Annotated in this window: 17 protein-coding genes; 9 read left to right on the top strand and 8 right to left on the bottom strand. The window is 71.0% G+C overall.

Annotation, left to right across the window (positions count from 1 at the left end):
- The first annotated feature begins 3 nt into the window (after positions 1-3).
- Positions 4-771, top strand: coding sequence for a crotonase/enoyl-CoA hydratase family protein (locus ACO06I_RS13015; RefSeq protein ID WP_421932989.1), 768 nt, complete (start codon positions 4-6; stop codon positions 769-771).
- Here ACO06I_RS13015 and ACO06I_RS13010 read toward each other — a convergent pair.
- Positions 768-1202: a hypothetical protein gene (locus ACO06I_RS13010; protein ID WP_421932988.1), complete on the bottom strand. Its 435-nt coding sequence runs from the start codon at positions 1200-1202 to the stop codon at positions 768-770. The two genes, ACO06I_RS13015 and ACO06I_RS13010, sit on opposite strands and share 4 nt — an antisense overlap.
- 220 nt (positions 1203-1422) lie before the next feature.
- Positions 1423-1881 (bottom strand): Hsp20 family protein, encoded by a 459-nt coding sequence (locus ACO06I_RS13005; RefSeq protein WP_421932987.1) that lies wholly within the window; start codon positions 1879-1881, stop codon positions 1423-1425.
- A 243-nt stretch (positions 1882-2124) separates the two neighbouring features.
- Between ACO06I_RS13005 and ACO06I_RS13000 the strand changes: the two genes are divergently transcribed.
- The 3 genes from ACO06I_RS13000 (at position 2125) to ACO06I_RS12990 (ending at position 4841) form a co-directional block, all read left to right on the top strand.
- Positions 2125-2967 (top strand): class I SAM-dependent methyltransferase, encoded by an 843-nt coding sequence (locus ACO06I_RS13000; RefSeq protein ID WP_421932986.1) that lies wholly within the window; start codon positions 2125-2127, stop codon positions 2965-2967.
- Positions 2968-3073: 106 nt separating this feature from the next.
- A complete protein-coding gene (locus tag ACO06I_RS12995) occupies positions 3074-3913 on the top strand; it encodes a class I SAM-dependent methyltransferase (RefSeq protein WP_421932985.1) in 840 nt (279 codons plus the stop codon).
- 4 nt (positions 3914-3917) lie between these two features.
- On the top strand, positions 3918-4841 hold the full coding sequence (locus tag ACO06I_RS12990) for a serine hydrolase (protein ID WP_421932984.1): 924 nt from the start codon (positions 3918-3920) through the stop codon (positions 4839-4841).
- On the opposite strand, the gene ACO06I_RS12985 is transcribed toward ACO06I_RS12990, so the two are convergent.
- Positions 4838-5449, bottom strand: a complete 612-nt coding sequence (locus ACO06I_RS12985) for an MSMEG_1061 family FMN-dependent PPOX-type flavoprotein (RefSeq protein ID WP_421932983.1) — start codon at positions 5447-5449, stop codon at positions 4838-4840. The two genes, ACO06I_RS12990 and ACO06I_RS12985, sit on opposite strands and share 4 nt — an antisense overlap.
- Before the next feature lie 150 nt (positions 5450-5599).
- On the opposite strand from ACO06I_RS12985, the gene ACO06I_RS12980 reads away from it, so the two are divergent.
- The 3 genes from ACO06I_RS12980 (at position 5600) to ACO06I_RS12970 (ending at position 7989) form a co-directional block, all read left to right on the top strand.
- On the top strand, positions 5600-6043 hold the full coding sequence (locus tag ACO06I_RS12980; RefSeq protein WP_421932982.1) for a DUF3617 domain-containing protein: 444 nt from the start codon (positions 5600-5602) through the stop codon (positions 6041-6043).
- Positions 6044-6152: 109 nt separating this feature from the next.
- Positions 6153-6473, top strand: coding sequence for an SCP2 sterol-binding domain-containing protein (locus ACO06I_RS12975; protein WP_421932981.1), 321 nt, complete (start codon positions 6153-6155; stop codon positions 6471-6473).
- Positions 6466-7989 (top strand): alpha/beta fold hydrolase, encoded by a 1524-nt coding sequence (locus ACO06I_RS12970; RefSeq protein ID WP_421932980.1) that lies wholly within the window; start codon positions 6466-6468, stop codon positions 7987-7989. Before ACO06I_RS12975 ends, ACO06I_RS12970 begins: the two co-directional genes overlap by 8 nt.
- Here ACO06I_RS12970 and hisN read toward each other — a convergent pair whose 3' ends face one another.
- Both hisN and ACO06I_RS12960 read right to left on the bottom strand, forming a co-directional pair.
- Positions 7990-8799: a histidinol-phosphatase gene (gene hisN, locus ACO06I_RS12965; protein ID WP_421932979.1), complete on the bottom strand. Its 810-nt coding sequence runs from the start codon at positions 8797-8799 to the stop codon at positions 7990-7992.
- 60 nt (positions 8800-8859) lie between these two features.
- Positions 8860-9243, bottom strand: a complete 384-nt coding sequence (locus ACO06I_RS12960) for a helix-turn-helix domain-containing protein (RefSeq protein WP_215906474.1) — start codon at positions 9241-9243, stop codon at positions 8860-8862.
- A gap of 134 nt (positions 9244-9377) precedes the next feature.
- On the opposite strand from ACO06I_RS12960, the gene ACO06I_RS12955 reads away from it, so the two are divergent.
- Positions 9378-10295, top strand: coding sequence for a lysophospholipid acyltransferase family protein (locus tag ACO06I_RS12955; protein ID WP_421932978.1), 918 nt, complete (start codon positions 9378-9380; stop codon positions 10293-10295).
- A gap of 116 nt (positions 10296-10411) precedes the next feature.
- The gene (locus ACO06I_RS12950) at positions 10412-11671 is read left to right on the top strand and encodes an alpha/beta hydrolase (RefSeq protein ID WP_421932977.1); all 1260 of its coding nucleotides are present in this window, start codon (positions 10412-10414) and stop codon (positions 11669-11671) included.
- Positions 11672-11769: 98 nt separating this feature from the next.
- Here the strand turns inward: ACO06I_RS12950 and ACO06I_RS12945 are convergent, their stop codons facing one another.
- The 3 genes from ACO06I_RS12945 to xseA form a co-directional block, all read right to left on the bottom strand.
- Complete coding sequence (locus ACO06I_RS12945; protein WP_421933628.1) at positions 11770-12528, bottom strand: M23 family metallopeptidase; 759 nt, start codon at positions 12526-12528, stop codon at positions 11770-11772.
- Positions 12529-12599: 71 nt separating this feature from the next.
- Positions 12600-12824 carry a DUF2093 domain-containing protein gene (locus ACO06I_RS12940; RefSeq protein ID WP_421932976.1) on the bottom strand — a complete coding sequence of 75 codons (225 nt, stop codon included), beginning with the start codon at positions 12822-12824 and terminating at the stop codon, positions 12600-12602.
- Between the two features lie 28 nt (positions 12825-12852).
- Positions 12853-14445: an exodeoxyribonuclease VII large subunit gene (gene xseA / locus ACO06I_RS12935; RefSeq protein ID WP_421932975.1), complete on the bottom strand. Its 1593-nt coding sequence runs from the start codon at positions 14443-14445 to the stop codon at positions 12853-12855.
- Positions 14446-14474 lie beyond the last annotated feature (29 nt).

Genomic DNA, 14474 nt, shown 5'->3' with positions numbered 1-14474 from the left:
CCCGTGCAGACCGTCAGTGTGGAAACCCGCGGCCGCGTCGCCATCGTCACCATCGAGCGGCCGCAGAGCCGCAACGCCGTCGACGCCCCCACCGCCCAGCAGCTCTACGACGCCTTCAAGGCCTTCGACGCCGACCCCGACCTGGACGTCGCCGTCCTGCAGGGGCGCGGCGGGACCTTCTGCGCCGGCGCCGACCTCAAGGGGGTGAGCGAGGGGCGCGGCAATGCGGTGTTGCGGGAGGGCGATCTGGGCCCCATGGGCTGCACCCGCCTGACGCTGTCCAAGCCGGTGATCGCCGCCGTCGAGGGCCACGCCGTCGCCGGTGGGATCGAGGTGGCGGCCTGGTGCGACCTGCGGGTGGCCGCGGAGGGGGCGGTGTTCGGGGTGTTCTGCCGCCGGTTCGGGGTGCCGCTGATCGACCTGGGCACCGTGCGCCTGCCCAGGCTGATCGGCCAGTCGCGGGCCATGGACCTGATCCTCACCGGCCGGGCCGTGGACGCCGAGGAGGCCTACGCCATCGGCCTCGCCAACCGGCTGGTCCCCAAGGGACAGGCCCTGACGGCCGCGATCGAACTGGCCGAGCAGCTTTGCGCCTTCCCCCAGGCCTGCCTGCGCAGCGACCGCGCCTCGGCCCTGGCCCAGTGGTCGATGGACTGGGAGGCCGCCGCCCGCAACGAGGTGGAGCTGGGCCTGGAGACCCTGCGCTCCGGCTCGGCCCGGCAGGGCGCGGCCCGCTTCGCCGCTGGCGAGGGCCGGCACGGCGCCTTCTAGTTCGGCGGGCGGACGCCGGCGCGCATTTCCTCGGGGGTGACGACGGCGTCGCGGTCGGCGTCGAGGCGTGCGAAGCGGTCCTTGGTTTGGGTCTCCACCTCGGCCAGAGTGACCGCCCCGTCGCCATCGGCGTCGGCGCGCATCAGCATCATGCCGCCGCCCCGGCGCGGACGGGCCCCGCCGCCCGCGGCCTCCCGTTGGGCGCGGGCCTGGGCGATTTCGTCGTGGGTGACCTTGCCGTCGCTGTTGATATCGGCGCCGGCAAAGCGGGCGTGGCCGCGCGCCAGCATATGGTCCAGGGTCTGGGGTCCGGGACCCCGGATCTGGCTGGACGTCCTGGGGTCGATGGCGGCGACGGTCTTCTCGGCCTTGGGGGCGCAGGCTGCGAGCGCCACGAGGGTCGCGGCGCACGCAGCGGTCAAGGTCTTCATGGCGGACATCTCCAGGCAAACTTCGAACATAGAGTTCGCCATGTCCGAAGTGAGCCCAGGCTGAACGCCGGGCGCCGTCCGGAGTTCAGCCCATTTCCTTGTCGTCGTGCTCGCGTCTCCATCGAGACGACCCTTCGACTTCGGTCGCGCCCTGCGGCCACGGAAAAGGGCGACGCGTCGCCGCGCCGCCCTTCCGTTGAGCCAGCCTAGGTGGGGGGTCCTAGGCGGCCTTTTCGCCTTCGATCAGCGGAGCGGTCTCGACGCCCGTGGCGATCTCGATCCGGCGAGGCTTGAGGGCCTCGGGAAGTTCGCGCTTCAGGGCGATGGACAGCAGGCCGTCGGAAAGCTTGGCCTCGGTCACCACCACATAGTCGGCCAGCTGGAACCGGCGCTCGAAGTCGCGCTCGGCGAGGCCGCGGTGCAGGAAGCGGCGCTGGTCGTCATTGGCGGTCTTGCGGCCTTGGACGGTGAGGAGGTTTTCCTTCACCTCGATATTGAGTTCGTCGGGACGGAAGCCGGCCACCGCGATCTCGATGCGGTAGGCGTTCTCGTCGGTGCGCTCGATGTTGTAGGGCGGATAGCCGGAGGCGGCGTCCGCGGTGGCGGTCTCGAGCAGGGCGGCGAGACGGTCGAAGCCGACGACGGAGCGATAGAGGGGGGAGAAATCGACAGTACGCATGTGGGTCACATCCTTCTTGGCGTAAGCAAGGTTGCAGTTCAGGGATGCAGGTTCAGCGCGCACCGAAGTCTCGCGCCGCCTGGAAGGCCCGGAAATCCAGCGCCTTCGAATGGATAGGTAGGGACGGCTTTTGCGCCTTCAAGGGGGTTGTTCTGACGGAAACGTCATGGCCGCGCCCCTTGCCAGGCGAGCCTTGATCCCTAGGGTCCTGGACCTCCCCAGACCTTGAAGGTTCGACCCCGGATGTCCCGCCGCTCCCTCGCCCTGCTCTCCGCACTGGCCCTCATCAGCCTCGCGCCCGCCGCCCAGGCCGCCGACGACAAGGCGCTGCGGGCCGCCGTCGCCGGCCCGGCCCGGACGGAGGCCAACAGCGCCCGCGACGGCGCCCGCCATCCCTATGAGACCCTGGCCTTCTGGGGGGTGAAGCCGAAGCAGACCATCATCGAGATCTCGCCCGGGACCGGCTACTGGACCGAGATCCTGGCGCCCTACGCCAAGGCGACCGGCGGGACCTACATCGCCAGCGCCGCCGACCTGGACAATCCGGCCCTGTCGGAGGGCGCCCGCAAGGGCCGCGCGGCCTTCGAGGCGCGGTACGCCGACGCGGCGAAGTTCGGGAAGGTGGGCTTCGTGAACTTCGGGACCCAGTCCAAGCCCCTGGGGACGCCGGGGTCTGCCGACATGGTGATCACTGCCCGCAACATCCATAACTGGCTCTGGCAGCCGCCGATGCTCGACAAGGCCATGGCCGATTTCTACGCCGTGCTGAAGCCCGGCGGGGTCCTGGCCGTGGAGGAGCACCGGGCCGATCCGCGGCCCCAGAAGGGCGACGCCCGCGACGGCTATGTCGCCACAGCCACCGTCGTCGCCGCCGCGCAGAAGGCCGGCTTCAAGCTGGCCGCCGCCTCGGAGGTCAACGCCAATCCCAAGGACACCAAGGATCATCCCTTCGGCGTCTGGACCCTGCCGCCCTCGCGCTACACCACCGAGGGGGGCAAGACCCAGGATCCCGCCTTCGACCGCGCCCGGTACGACGCCATCGGCGAAAGCGACCGCATGACCCTGCGTTTCGTGAAGCCCGGCTGAGGCCGCGGTTTTGACCCCGCGCGCGGCGCAGTCTACCACCCCTGAGGTCTTCGATCAGGGGTGCGCTTCCGCAATGGGCTCAATGGTTTCGCTGTCGCGACGCGGGATGATCGCCTCGAGCCTGGCCCTGGCGGCCTGCGGCAAGAAGGCCGACAAGGCGCCGGCGCCCAAGGCCGGGCCGATGACCATCGCCCAGGCGGTGGCCGGCGAGTGGCGCACCGCCGCCGACAAGGCCCGCGATCCCTGGCGCCATCCCGTCGAGACCCTGGAGTTCTTCCGCCTGGCGCCGGGCCAGACGGTGGTGGAGTTCTGGCCGGGCGCCGGCTGGTACACCGACATCCTGGCCCCCTTCCTGGCGGCCACCGACGGCAAGCTGTTCGCCGCCGACCTGCAGACCAACGATCCGGGCGAGCCGGCCTCGGCCGAGATCGTCGCGGCCTACCGCCGCAAGCTGCGGGCCCGGCCCAAGCTCTATGGCGACGTGGTGATCACAGCCTTTGGCCCCACCAGCGGGGCGGTGGCGCCGGCGGGCTCGGCCGACCTCGCCCTCTTCCTGCGCAACGTCCACAATTGGATGGCCGCCGGCATCGCCGAGAAGGCCTTCCATGACGCCTTCGTGGCCCTCAAGCCCGGCGGGGTCCTGGGGGTCGAGGAGCACCGCGCCAACCCGGGCGGGGTGCAGGACGTGCTGGCCGCCGACGGCTATGTGCAGCAGGCCTATGTGGCCCAGCTCGCCCAGGAGGCCGGCTTCATCCTGGACAAGGCCTCGGAGATCAACGCCAACCCCAAGGACACCAAGGACCACCCCTTCGGGGTCTGGACCCTGCCGCCGGTCCGCCGCTCCTCCCCCCGCGGCCAGCCCGACGACCCCACCTTCGACCACGCCAAGTACGACGCCATCGGCGAGAGCGACCGGATGACCCTGCGCTTCGTAAAGCCGACCTGAGCCCATGGCCGCCCCCGACATCGCCGCCGCCCTCCAGGCCGGCTTCGCCGCCGCCGGCTGCGACGGGACCCTGCACGTCCGCGACCTGGCCACCGGCGCCGAGGTGGGCCTCGAGGCCGACCGCCCCATGGTCCCGGCCTCGGTCTTCAAGGTCCTGGTGGCCCTGGAATTCTACGCCCGGGCCGCGGAGGGCTCGATCGATCCGGCCAAGCAGACGGACCTTCGCCCGGCGGTGGTGACGCCTGGCCCGACGGGGCTCTCGAACTTTCAGGACCCGGTGCGCCTGTCCCTGCGCGATCTCGCCCGGCAGATGATGACGGTGAGCGACAACGCGGCCACCGATGTGCTGATCGCCCGGGTCGGCCTGGACGCCATCAACGCCCGCGCCCTGACCTGCGGCTGCCGCGAGACGCGGATCGTCAGCGACCTGAAGGCGATGCTCGACGCCATGGCGGTGGAGCTGGAGTTCCGCACCTATGCCGAACTGCTGGCCGCCCAGGCCGGCAAGCTGGGCCCGGCGGCCCAGGCCGGCAGCCTCGACCCCGCCCGCCTCGACGCCGTCGCCGCCCTCGATCCGGCGCGGGGGTCCCGCACCACGGCGCGGGACATGACCACCCTGCTGGCGTCGATCTGGGCCGATGGCGCCGCCCTGCCACCGGCCTGCGCCACGCTGCGCGAGGTGATGGGCCAGCAGGTGACCCGGCGCCTGGAGCCGGCCGTCCCCGACGGCGGGACCCTGGCGGCCAAGAGCGGCGGCCTGTTTGGCCGAGTGCGCAACGAGATCGGGGTGATCGGCTGGCCGGACGGCGGGCGCTACGCCGTGGCCGTCTTCACCCGCGCCCACCAGCCCTTCGCCGGGGCCGCGGCGATCAACGCGGAGATGGCGCGCGCTGTGAAGCTGGGCGTCGAGGCTGTGCGACAGGCTTAGAGCTGGCTCTTGTAGCTTTCGACGATCTGCGCCTCGCTGATGGTCGGCTTGCCCATCTGCAGCTGGTCCATGACGATCTCGGAGAGGCTGGGCAGGACGGTGCGGTCGATCCGGGCCTCCGGCTCCCACAGGCGTCCGCGCATGATGGCCTTGGGGCAGTGGAAGAAGGCCTCCTCCACCGCGATGGTGAGCACCAGGCGCGGCGGTTTCCCGAACTCGACGAACTGGGCCAGCAGCTCGGGGTCGGCGCTGGCGCTGGCCCGGCCGTTCACCCGATAGACGTCATCGAAGCCCGGGATCATGAACATCAACCCCACCTGGCCGGAGCCCGCCAGCAGGTTGCGCAGGGTGTCGAGCCGGTTGTTGCCGGGCCGGTCGGGCAGGAGGAGCGTTCCCCCGTCCTCGCCGACATGGACAAAGCCCGGCTCCCCGCCGCGCGGCGACACGTCCATGGCGCCGTCCGGTCCCGCCGAGGACACCACGCAGAAGGGGGACAGTTCGATGAAGCTGCGGCCGTGCCGGTCGACCCGGGCCAGGGCCTTGTCGATCACCAGCTTGCCGGGCGGACGATAGATCTGGTCGAGGTCGGCGAGGGCGAGGGTCTTCATGACGGTCCTCCGGCGTTGTTGCGAGACGTTCTCAACTATGCGCGGGGCCCCGGCGATGTGCAAGATGAACGGGACCCGACACGCCGTGTCAGACCTAAGCCACCTCGGTGCCCTATTCTGTCAGCATCCTTTGGCGCTAGAGCTTGGAACATGTTGCGCACCCTGACCCTCGGACTGTTCGCCGTCTCCGCCCTGGCCGCCGCCCCGGCGCTCGCCCAGGAATCCACCATCCAGCCCGGCTATTGGGAGGTGACCAACAAGGTCCAGGCGGTGATCAGCCAGACCAAGAAGGAGCGGCGCTGCATCACGCCCTCGGAGGTGGCCAAGTTCACCCTGGGCCCCAGCAACCGCCATTACAGCTGCACCTATCCGACGCGGATCTTCCAGAACGGGAAGATCACCCTGAAGGGCACCTGCGCCAGCAAGAAGGGCCGCCAGGTCGCCATCGAGGCCACCGGCAGCTATTCGCCCACGACCTTCAAGATGGTGGCCGATGTCGACACCACCTATGCCGGCCTGCCGCTGGGGGGACGCTTCACCACCGATGCGCGCCGGTTGGGCGACGCCTGTCCCGCGCCGGTCAAGGCCGGCTGATCGGCGGGCGTCTCAACCTCCCGGTAACCCTGGGAAAAGCGTCGCCGTTTACATCATTCGCGCGAGAGGCGAAGGTGCGCCCACCATCAACTGTGGAAGGGCCGAATCCTTGGCGAGCTTGCAGGAACTGACCGAACGGGTGAAGTCGGGCGTCGGCGACGACTCCGGCCTGGGCAAGTCCGTGAAGTTCGACCTCAAGGGCGAAGGCTTCATCCACATCGACGGCGGCGCGGTCAGCAATGACGATAAGCCCGCCGACCTGACGATCACCATCAGCAAGGCCGACCTGAAGGCCATGGGCAAGCGCGAGCTCAACCCCATGACGGCGGTGATGAAGGGGCGCATGCGGCTCTCCGACATGGGCCTGGCCATGGCCCTGCAGCCCCAGGTCCAGGCGCTGTTCTCGAAGATGGTGGCCGACCATGGCTGAGGCCGCCCCCCTGATCGCCGTCCCCGAGGCGCCGATCCCCCCGGGCGGCTCGGCCGAATGGGTCATCGGGGCCGGCGGCGCCAAGCTGCGCGCGGCCCTGTTCGCGCCCAAGGGCGTCTCGCGAGGCTCGGTGGTGCTGAGCACCGGCCGGACCGAACACATCGAGAAGTATTTCGAGGTGGTCGGCGAACTGATGGACCGTGGCTTCACGGTGCTGGTCCAGGAGTGGCGCGGCCAGGGCCTGTCCCATCGCGACCTGTCCGACCGCCTGAAGGGCCACGCCTACGGCTACGAGACCTTCCTCACCGACTACCGCGCCATCCTGGCGGCCTTCGAGAGCCGCCTGCCCAAGCCCTGGATCGCCGTCGGCCATTCCATGGGCGGCTGCCTGACCCTGTTGGCCCTGGCCAAGGGCGAGTCCCGCCGCTTCGCCGGCGCGGTGCTCTGCGCGCCCATGCTGGGGGTGAGGACCGGGACGACGCCCCTCTACCAGGCCAAGCTGATGGCCACCCTCAACAGCCTGATCGGCCGCGGCTCGCGCTATGTCGCCGAACAGCCGGCCAATCCCTTCAACGAGAGTTTCGAGGGCAACGCCCTCACCCACGACCCGAAGCGCTTCGCCCGGGTCCGCGCCCAGATCGCGGCGCACAACGAGCTGGCGCTGGGCAGTCCGACCTGGGGCTGGCTCGATTTCGCGTTCCGGGCGACGGCCTGGCTGGCCAAGCCCGCCCACCTGCGTGACGTAAAGATCCCCGTGGTCATCGTATCGGCCGGAGACGACAAGCTTGTCGTCGACGCGGCGCAACGAGCGGCCGCATCAAATCTGCCGGCTGGCGAATTCGTCAGCGTGGCTGGCTCCTATCATGAGATTCTTATGGAAACCGACGACAAGCGCTCCGGCTTCTGGGCCGCCTTCGACTCTCTGATCGGCAAGATCACCGGCGCCAAGCCAAAGCCCGCCCCCGCCAGGCCGGCGGCCGTGGCCCCCGCCCCGACTCCGGCCCCCGCGCCTGCCGCCGCCGCGCCGAAGCCGGCCGTGGCTGCGCCCAAGCCCGCCGCCGCCGCGCCGAAGGCCGCCGCGACGCCCGCGACGCCCAAGGCGGCCGCCAAGCCCGCTGCGAAGGCAGCGGCCAAGCCCGCCGCGAAGGCGGCTGCGCCGAAGCCGGCCCCCAAGGCCGCCGCTCCGGCCAAGGCCGCGGCGCCCAAGACGGCTCCGAAGGCCGCCGCCAAGCCGGCTGCGAAGCCGGCCGCCAAGCCCGCCGCCGCCAAGGCTCCGGCCAAGGCCGCCGCCCCGAAGGCCGCCGCGAAGCCTGCGGCGCCCAAGGCGGCCGCTCCGGCCAAGGCCGCTGCGCCCAAGGCGGCGCCAAAGCCCGCGGCGAAGGCTCCGGCCAAGCCGGCCGCCGCCAAGCCGGCCCCCAAGGCCGCGCCGAAGGCCGCCGCCAAACCTGCGGCCGCCAAGGCGCCCGCCGCGGCCAAGAAGCCCGCGGCTGCGAAGTCCGCGCCGAAGAAGGCCTAGCTAGTTCGCTGACCGCTTGAGGGCGACCAGGGCCTCTTCGAGGCAGGCCCGGTCGCCGGCGATGACGATCTGGCCGCCGGTCTGGCCCACGGGATTGCCCCGCCAGTCGGTGACCAGGCCGCCGGCCCCCTCGATCAGGGGGATGGCGCTCTCGATATCCCAGGACTTCAGTCCCGCCTCGATCACCATGTCCATCGTGCCCGCCGCCACCATGGCGTAGGCGTAGGCGTCGCAGCCCAGGCGGGCGAGCTTGGCCGCCGCGCGGACCTGGGTCCAGGCGCCCAGCTCGGCGCCGGTGAAGTTGGCCTCCGGGTCGGTGGTGGCGATGATGGCGTCGGTGAGCCTGGGACAGGGGCGCACCTTGAGCGGCTTCTCCTGGCCACGGGCCAGCAGGCGCGAGCCCCCGGCATGGCCGATATAGAGTTCGCCGATATAGGGCTGGCCGATGGAGCCCAGCACCGGGCGGCCCTCATGGCGCAGGGCGATCAGGGTGGTCCAGACCGGCAGGCCGGCGATGAAGGCGCGAGTCCCGTCAACAGGATCTAGAACCCACACCCACTCGGCGTCCGGGCGGTCCTCGCCATACTCCTCGCCGATCACCCCGTGCTCGGGATAGTGCTCGGCGATCAGCTTTCGGATGGCCGCCTCCGCGCCCTTGTCGGCGGCGGTGACGGGATCGAACCAGGTGGCGGTGCCCTTGTCCTCCAGGCCGTGATCGGCCCGGAACAGCGGGGCGATGGCGGCGGCGGAGGCGCGGTTCAGGTCAATCAGGAAGCTGTCGAGAGCAGCGAGACGGTCGGGAGCGAGCATGCACTCGCTTTATCCCGCCGCTCGCCCTCGCGATATCCCCCCAAACTCACGAGGGGTGGTTCAGACCGCCTCGTGTTCGCCGTTCAGCGACTTGGCGAGGTCGAGCAGCCGGCGGCGCGGACGCTCGCCCAGCTGGTAGTAGGCGCGGATCAGGTCGAGGGTTTCCTTGCGGGCGAACATCTCGCCGCCGCCGTCGCCCTCGTTGGCCGGTTCGCGCTGGGCCAGTTCCGAGAGGCCGTCATAGAAGTAGCCGACCGGCACTTCCAAGGCTTCGGACAGCTGCCACAGGCGGGCGGCCGAGATGCGGTTCGCGCCGCACTCGTACTTCTGGATCTGCTGGAACCGCACGCCGCAGGCTCCGGCCAGTTGTTGCTGGGTCAGGCCCAGGAGCCGCCGACGACGGCGAAGACGCTTACCAAGATGAACGTCGATGTCATTACCCATGGGATGCACCGCCCCTCTTCGCGTTTGTTTGGCGCCGTCCCAAAGCGAGACGGTCTGGCCTGAAATGGGCAAGACACGCGCCAGGAGAGTCGGGCTCGCGTTGCGCGACTGGGGACCGCCGGTTAGGACAGGCCATGGCGGAAGCGCGACCCTCCCTGGCCCAGCACGTCGTCTGGCGGCTCGAGGCCTTGGCCTATGACCTGGTCACTGGCCTGGCGCGGCTGTTCCCCATCGATGCGGTGTCGGATTTCGGCGCCTGGCTGTTCCAGCGCCTGGGGCCGCTCACCAGCACCCACCGCGTCGTCCAGACCAATCTGCGGATCGCCTTCCCCCAGGCCGACGACGCCGAGATCGAGCGCCTGACCCGGGAAAGCTGGGCCGAGGCGGGGCGGGTGGCCCTGGAATTCCCGATCCTCGACAAGATCATCAATGATCCCAGCCGCGTGGAGGTGGTGAACGCCGAGCGCCTGAAGCAGATCGCCGAGACCGGCGAGTCCGTGGTGTTCATCTCCGGCCACTTCTCCTCGATGGAGGTCATGCCCGCCGCCATCGTCCATGCCGGGATCACCTGCCAGATCACCTATCGGGCGATGAACAACCCCTATGTGGACGAGAGCTTCCGCCGCAGCCGCTTCCGTTACGGCGTGCGCCTGTTCGCGCCCAAGGGGACCGAGAGCGCCCGTGAGCTGATCCGGGCCCTGGCCCGCGGCGAATGCGTGGCCCTGATGAACGACCAGAAGTTCAACGGCGGGGTGGCCGCGCCGCTGTTCGGGGTCACCTGCTACACCGCGCCCGGCCCCTCCAGCTTCGCCCTGCGCTTCGACATCCCCCTGCAGCCCATGTCGGTGCAGCGCACCCACAAGGCCCGCTTCAAGGTGGTGGTGCACGACCCGATCCGCCTGAAGAACACGGGAAACCGCAACGAGGACATCGCCGCCGGGGTGCGAAAGGTGAACGCCTTCATCGAGGATCGCATCCGCGACCGCCCCACCGAATGGTTCTGGGTCCACAAGCGCTGGCCCAACGAGACCTATAAGCGGGCCCGCAAGTGAGCGGCGCGGAGGTTTCCTGAACCTCCGACGCTGACAGGGTGTCAGGCCGCGGCGGCCCGATCAAGCCAAGCTATTGTGCTTTGCCAGGACCTGCGGCGCGCGGCGATTTTCCGCCCATGACCCCAGATATCTCAGGCGACTGGCACGGCGTCCTCGACACCGGCGCGGCGAAGGTGAAGCTCGGCGTCCGGCTCGAGGGCGACACGGCGTGGATCAACCGGCGATCAGGCGCGGTCGACGCGCTGCCACTGCGGCGCGACGGCGATCGAATCGTCTTCGAACTCCTCCCTGTGGACCTCGCCTTCGACCTGCGCCTGGCCGGCGACCGGCTGCAGGGGACTTGCTTCCACAACAGCGTCGATTTCCCGGTGAGCCTTGCGCGGGGCGTGGCGCCGCCGGCCGTCCACGCGGCCCGCCCGCAGACGCTCGTCCCGCCCTTCCCGTATGACGTGGCGGGGATCAGCTTCACCGGCGCCGACGGCTCGATGCGATCGGGGACCCTGACCCGCCCGCCGGGTCCCGGCCCGCACCGCGTCATCGTCCTCTCCTCCTGGTTCGGCGAGGTCGACCGCGACCAGACGGTGGCCGGCCACAAGCCCATGGCGCTCTGGGCCGACCAGCTGACCCGCCTGGGGTTCGCCACCCTGCGCTACGACAAGCGTGGCGTGGGGCGATCGGAGGGCCGCTTCGACACCGCCAGCACCGGCGATTTCGCCGCCGACCTCGCGGCGGCCATCGCCTTCCTGCGGACCCGGTCCGACCTCGGCGCGGTGGGCCTGATGGGCCACAGCGAGGGCGCGCATATCTCCGCCGACATCGCCGCCGCCGATCCGCACGTCGCCTTCTGCGTGATGATGACCCCCACGGCCCTTCCCGACGAGGACATCCTGGAGACCGAGATGTTCAACGCCGCCCGCGTGGTGGGCGGCGTCCCTCGGGATTTCGACCGCACGGTCGGCTTCGTCCGCGCGCTCTGCGAGGCCTCCAAGGCGCCCACGCGCGAACAGACCCTGGCGCGGGCCCGGGAGATCCTCACCGCGGTGGCCTACCCCTCCGAGCGCCTGGAGCTGCGCGCCGCCATCGCCGCCACGCCCTGGCAGCGCTACTGGGCCACCCACGACCACACGGCCGGGCTGCGCGGCCTGATCTGCCCGGCCCTGGTGGTGCTGGCGGAGAAGGACCTGCAGACTCCGCCGCGGGCGCACGGGGCGGCGATTGCGGCGGCCAATGCGGCGGCGACGGTGGTGACCCTCCCGGGGCTCAACCATCTCCTGCAGCCGGCGATCACCGGCGCGCCGTCGGAATATGCGGAGATCGAAACCAGCCTGGCGCCGGAGGCGATCGCCACCGTCTGCGACTGGATCGCGGCCCGCTAGTTCCGGATGGCTTCTCTCGAAGCCTGAATCCGGCTCCATACTTTCAAAACTAGAGCACGATTCAGCGGTCAGGCGATTCCGCCTGATCGCATCGTGCTCTAGGCCGGCGTGCGGGCGCCCACCATCAGCATGGGGTCGAGGTTGCGGCCGCGCCACTTCATGCGCCAGCAGAGGTGGGGGCCGGTGGCGCGGCCCTTCATGCCCACGGCGCCGATGACCTGACCCTGCTTGACCATCTGGCCGCGGCGGACGTCGATCCGCGACTGGTGCAGATAGACGCTGATCAGGCCCTGGCCGTGGTCGATCATGGTCAGGCCGCCCTCGAAGTGCATGTCGGGGTCGGACAGGGCCACGATCCCGTCGGCGGGGGCGTGGATCGGGGTTCCGGTGGGGGCGGCCAGGTCGGCGCCGTAGTGGGGCGGACGCGGCTCGCCGTTGAGGATGCGCTGGCCGCCGAAGCGGGCGCTCTGGCGGTACTTTTTCAGGGGGACGATGAAGCCCGACCTGAAGCCGTCGATGTCGGCGCGGCTGGCGTAGCCCTCGGCCTTGCGCTCGGCCTCGGCCTTGATCCGGGCCAGCAGGGCCTCGCCGGTGGGATTCACCTGGCTGGGCGGCAGGCCGCTGATGCGCTGGATGTCGAAGTGTCCCGGCGCGATCCTGGCGATGTGGCTGGCCTCGCCGTCCTCGGTCACCACCCGGATGATGGCCTGGGGCTCGGCGTCGCGGTCGAAGCCGACGACGAAATAGCCGTCCTGCGAGGCCAGGGTCTCGGGCTGGCCGTCGAGGAAGACCTGGGCGCGGGGCGTGGTGCGGCCAAGGGCGAAGCCGCCCTGCTGGTAACGACCGGTGAGGGTCAGGCCGGGCGCGGCCGCGCGGGCGGGGGTCCAGAGACCGACCGCCGCCAGGCCCAGGAGGGCGCCGCGCCGGTTCAGCGGTTGGTCGCCTGCCAGCGGGCCAGGGACTCGGCCGGGCTGGCATAGGCCTCCTGCAGCGGGGCGCTCCAGTAGCGCAGGGCCTCCAGCGGGATCTTCACCCCGGAGACCGCGCACAGGACGTAGCGGCCCTGTTTCAGGACCACGAACTCGCCGTCGCCATAGTGGAGGACGGCCAGGTCGGCGGTGGAGCCGGGCAGGTTGCGATCATGGGCGTTCATGGGCGCCATCCTACTCCAGGCGAGAGGCTCAGAACAGATCGCCCTGCGCGGAAGGCGAGGGCGGCGCCCGCGGGGGGCGAGCCGGCCGGGCCGGGGCGGGCGGCGGCTCGGGCGCGGCGCCGGGGGTCCCGTCGATGGTGGCCTGGCGCGCCACGTCGGCGAAGACCAGGCTGACGCCGTCGCCGCTGCGCAGGGTCGCGCCCTCGCGGACCAGGGAGCCGTCGGCCCGGTGCACCCGGGCGAAACCGCGCTTCAGGGGCGCGCTGGGATCCACCGAGGCGTGGAGTTTCCCCAGGCTGACAAGGCGTTCGGTCATCCGCTCCAGGCCGCGGTCGAGGGCGGGCCGCAGGCGCAGGGCGGTGCGCGACAGGGCCTCGGCCTGCTGCTGCCGGGGGCGCTGGAGCAGGGCCGGGGTGAGGCGGGCGGTGAGCCGGGTGAGCTCGCCGCGGTGGACGGCGACATTGCGTTCCAGGCCGGCCGCCAGCCGGGCGGCGACCCCGGCCAGCCGCTCGGTCCGCACCTGCTGGGGCCGCTGCAGCAGGGCCGGCGACAGGCGCGAGGCGGTGCGGATCAGCTGGGTGTCGTGGATGGAGATGTTGCGGTTCAGGGCGGCGGCCAGGCGGCTGGCGGCGAGGTTGAAGCGCTGGGCGGCCATCTCCACCAGGTCGGGCACGCGGTCCAGCGACCGGCTGGCGTGCACGACCCGTTGCCGACGATCCTCCACCACCCGGCCACCCTGGCGGTGCAGGCGCGAGGACAGGTCGCCGATGGCGGCGCGCAGCTCGGCCAGCACGGGGGTGGCCACCTCGGCGGCGGCGGTGGGGGTGGGCGCGCGGCGGTCGGAGACGAAGTCGATGAGGGTGGTGTCGGTCTCGTGGCCCACCGCCGAGATCAGCGGAATGGTCCCGGCCGCCACGATGCGGGCCAGGCCCTCGTCGTTGAAGGCCCAGAGGTCCTCCACCGAGCCGCCGCCGCGGGCCACGATCAGGACGTCGGGGCGCGGCACGGGGCCGTCGGGCGCGAGGGCGTTGAAGCGCTGGATGGCGTTCCCCACCTGGGCGGCGGCGGCGTCCCCCTGAACCACGACCGGCCAGACGATCACGCGGCAGGGCCAGCGGTCGCGGATGCGGTGCAGGATGTCGCGGATCACCGCCCCGGTCGGGCTGGTGATGACGCCCACCACCATCGGCATGGCGGGCAGGGGGCGCTTGCGCGAGGCCTCGAACAGGCCCTCGGCCTGCATCTTGGCCTTCAGCCGCTCGAGCTGGGCCAGCAGAGCGCCCACCCCGGCGGCCTCCATGGTCTCGATGACGATCTGATAGCGGGAGCCGGCGGGGTAGGTGGTGATCTTGCCGGTGACGATCACCTCCAGCCCCTGTTCGGGCCGGACCGACAGGTTCCTGACCGAGCCCTTCCACACCACCCCGTCGATGGCGGCGCGGTCGTCTTTGAGGGTCAGGTAGACGTGGCCGTTGCCGTGGAAGGTGACCTTGGAGAGTTCCGCCCTCAGGCGGACGAAGCCGTAGGCGTCCTCCAGCGTCCGCTTCAGGGCGAAGGCGAGTTCGGAGACGGAATAGGGCTTGGCGTTGGAGTCGGTCGACTCTGGCGCGAGGTCAGTCATGCGCCGAGACTAGCGAGGGTGGGCGCAAA

The sequence above is a fragment of the Phenylobacterium sp. genome, assembly GCF_965229015.1.
In the GTDB taxonomy this organism is placed as follows: Bacteria; Pseudomonadota; Alphaproteobacteria; order Caulobacterales; family Caulobacteraceae; genus Phenylobacterium.
Note: the sequence above shows the minus strand (reverse complement) of the source record. Positions and strands in the feature narration are given on the sequence as shown.

Excerpts from the sequence above, each read along its gene's own strand:
- ACO06I_RS13010 (WP_421932988.1), bottom strand. The coding sequence starts at position 1,202 with ATGAAGACCTTGACCGCTGCGTGCGCCGCGACCCTCGTGGCGCTCGCA.
- ACO06I_RS13005 (WP_421932987.1), bottom strand. The coding sequence starts at position 1,881 with ATGCGTACTGTCGATTTCTCCCCCCTCTATCGCTCCGTCGTCGGCTTC.
- ACO06I_RS13000 (WP_421932986.1), top strand. The coding sequence starts at position 2,125 with ATGTCCCGCCGCTCCCTCGCCCTGCTCTCCGCACTGGCCCTCATCAGC.
- ACO06I_RS12995 (WP_421932985.1), top strand. The coding sequence starts at position 3,074 with ATGATCGCCTCGAGCCTGGCCCTGGCGGCCTGCGGCAAGAAGGCCGAC.
- ACO06I_RS12990 (WP_421932984.1), top strand. The coding sequence starts at position 3,918 with ATGGCCGCCCCCGACATCGCCGCCGCCCTCCAGGCCGGCTTCGCCGCC.
- ACO06I_RS12985 (WP_421932983.1), bottom strand. The coding sequence starts at position 5,449 with ATGAAGACCCTCGCCCTCGCCGACCTCGACCAGATCTATCGTCCGCCC.
- ACO06I_RS12980 (WP_421932982.1), top strand. The coding sequence starts at position 5,600 with ATGTTGCGCACCCTGACCCTCGGACTGTTCGCCGTCTCCGCCCTGGCC.
- ACO06I_RS12970 (WP_421932980.1), top strand. The coding sequence starts at position 6,466 with ATGGCTGAGGCCGCCCCCCTGATCGCCGTCCCCGAGGCGCCGATCCCC.
- hisN (WP_421932979.1), bottom strand. The coding sequence starts at position 8,799 with ATGCTCGCTCCCGACCGTCTCGCTGCTCTCGACAGCTTCCTGATTGAC.
- ACO06I_RS12960 (WP_215906474.1), bottom strand. The coding sequence starts at position 9,243 with ATGGGTAATGACATCGACGTTCATCTTGGTAAGCGTCTTCGCCGTCGT.
- ACO06I_RS12955 (WP_421932978.1), top strand. The coding sequence starts at position 9,378 with ATGGCGGAAGCGCGACCCTCCCTGGCCCAGCACGTCGTCTGGCGGCTC.
- ACO06I_RS12950 (WP_421932977.1), top strand. The coding sequence starts at position 10,412 with ATGACCCCAGATATCTCAGGCGACTGGCACGGCGTCCTCGACACCGGC.
- ACO06I_RS12940 (WP_421932976.1), bottom strand. The coding sequence starts at position 12,824 with ATGAACGCCCATGATCGCAACCTGCCCGGCTCCACCGCCGACCTGGCC.
- xseA (WP_421932975.1), bottom strand. The coding sequence starts at position 14,445 with ATGACTGACCTCGCGCCAGAGTCGACCGACTCCAACGCCAAGCCCTAT.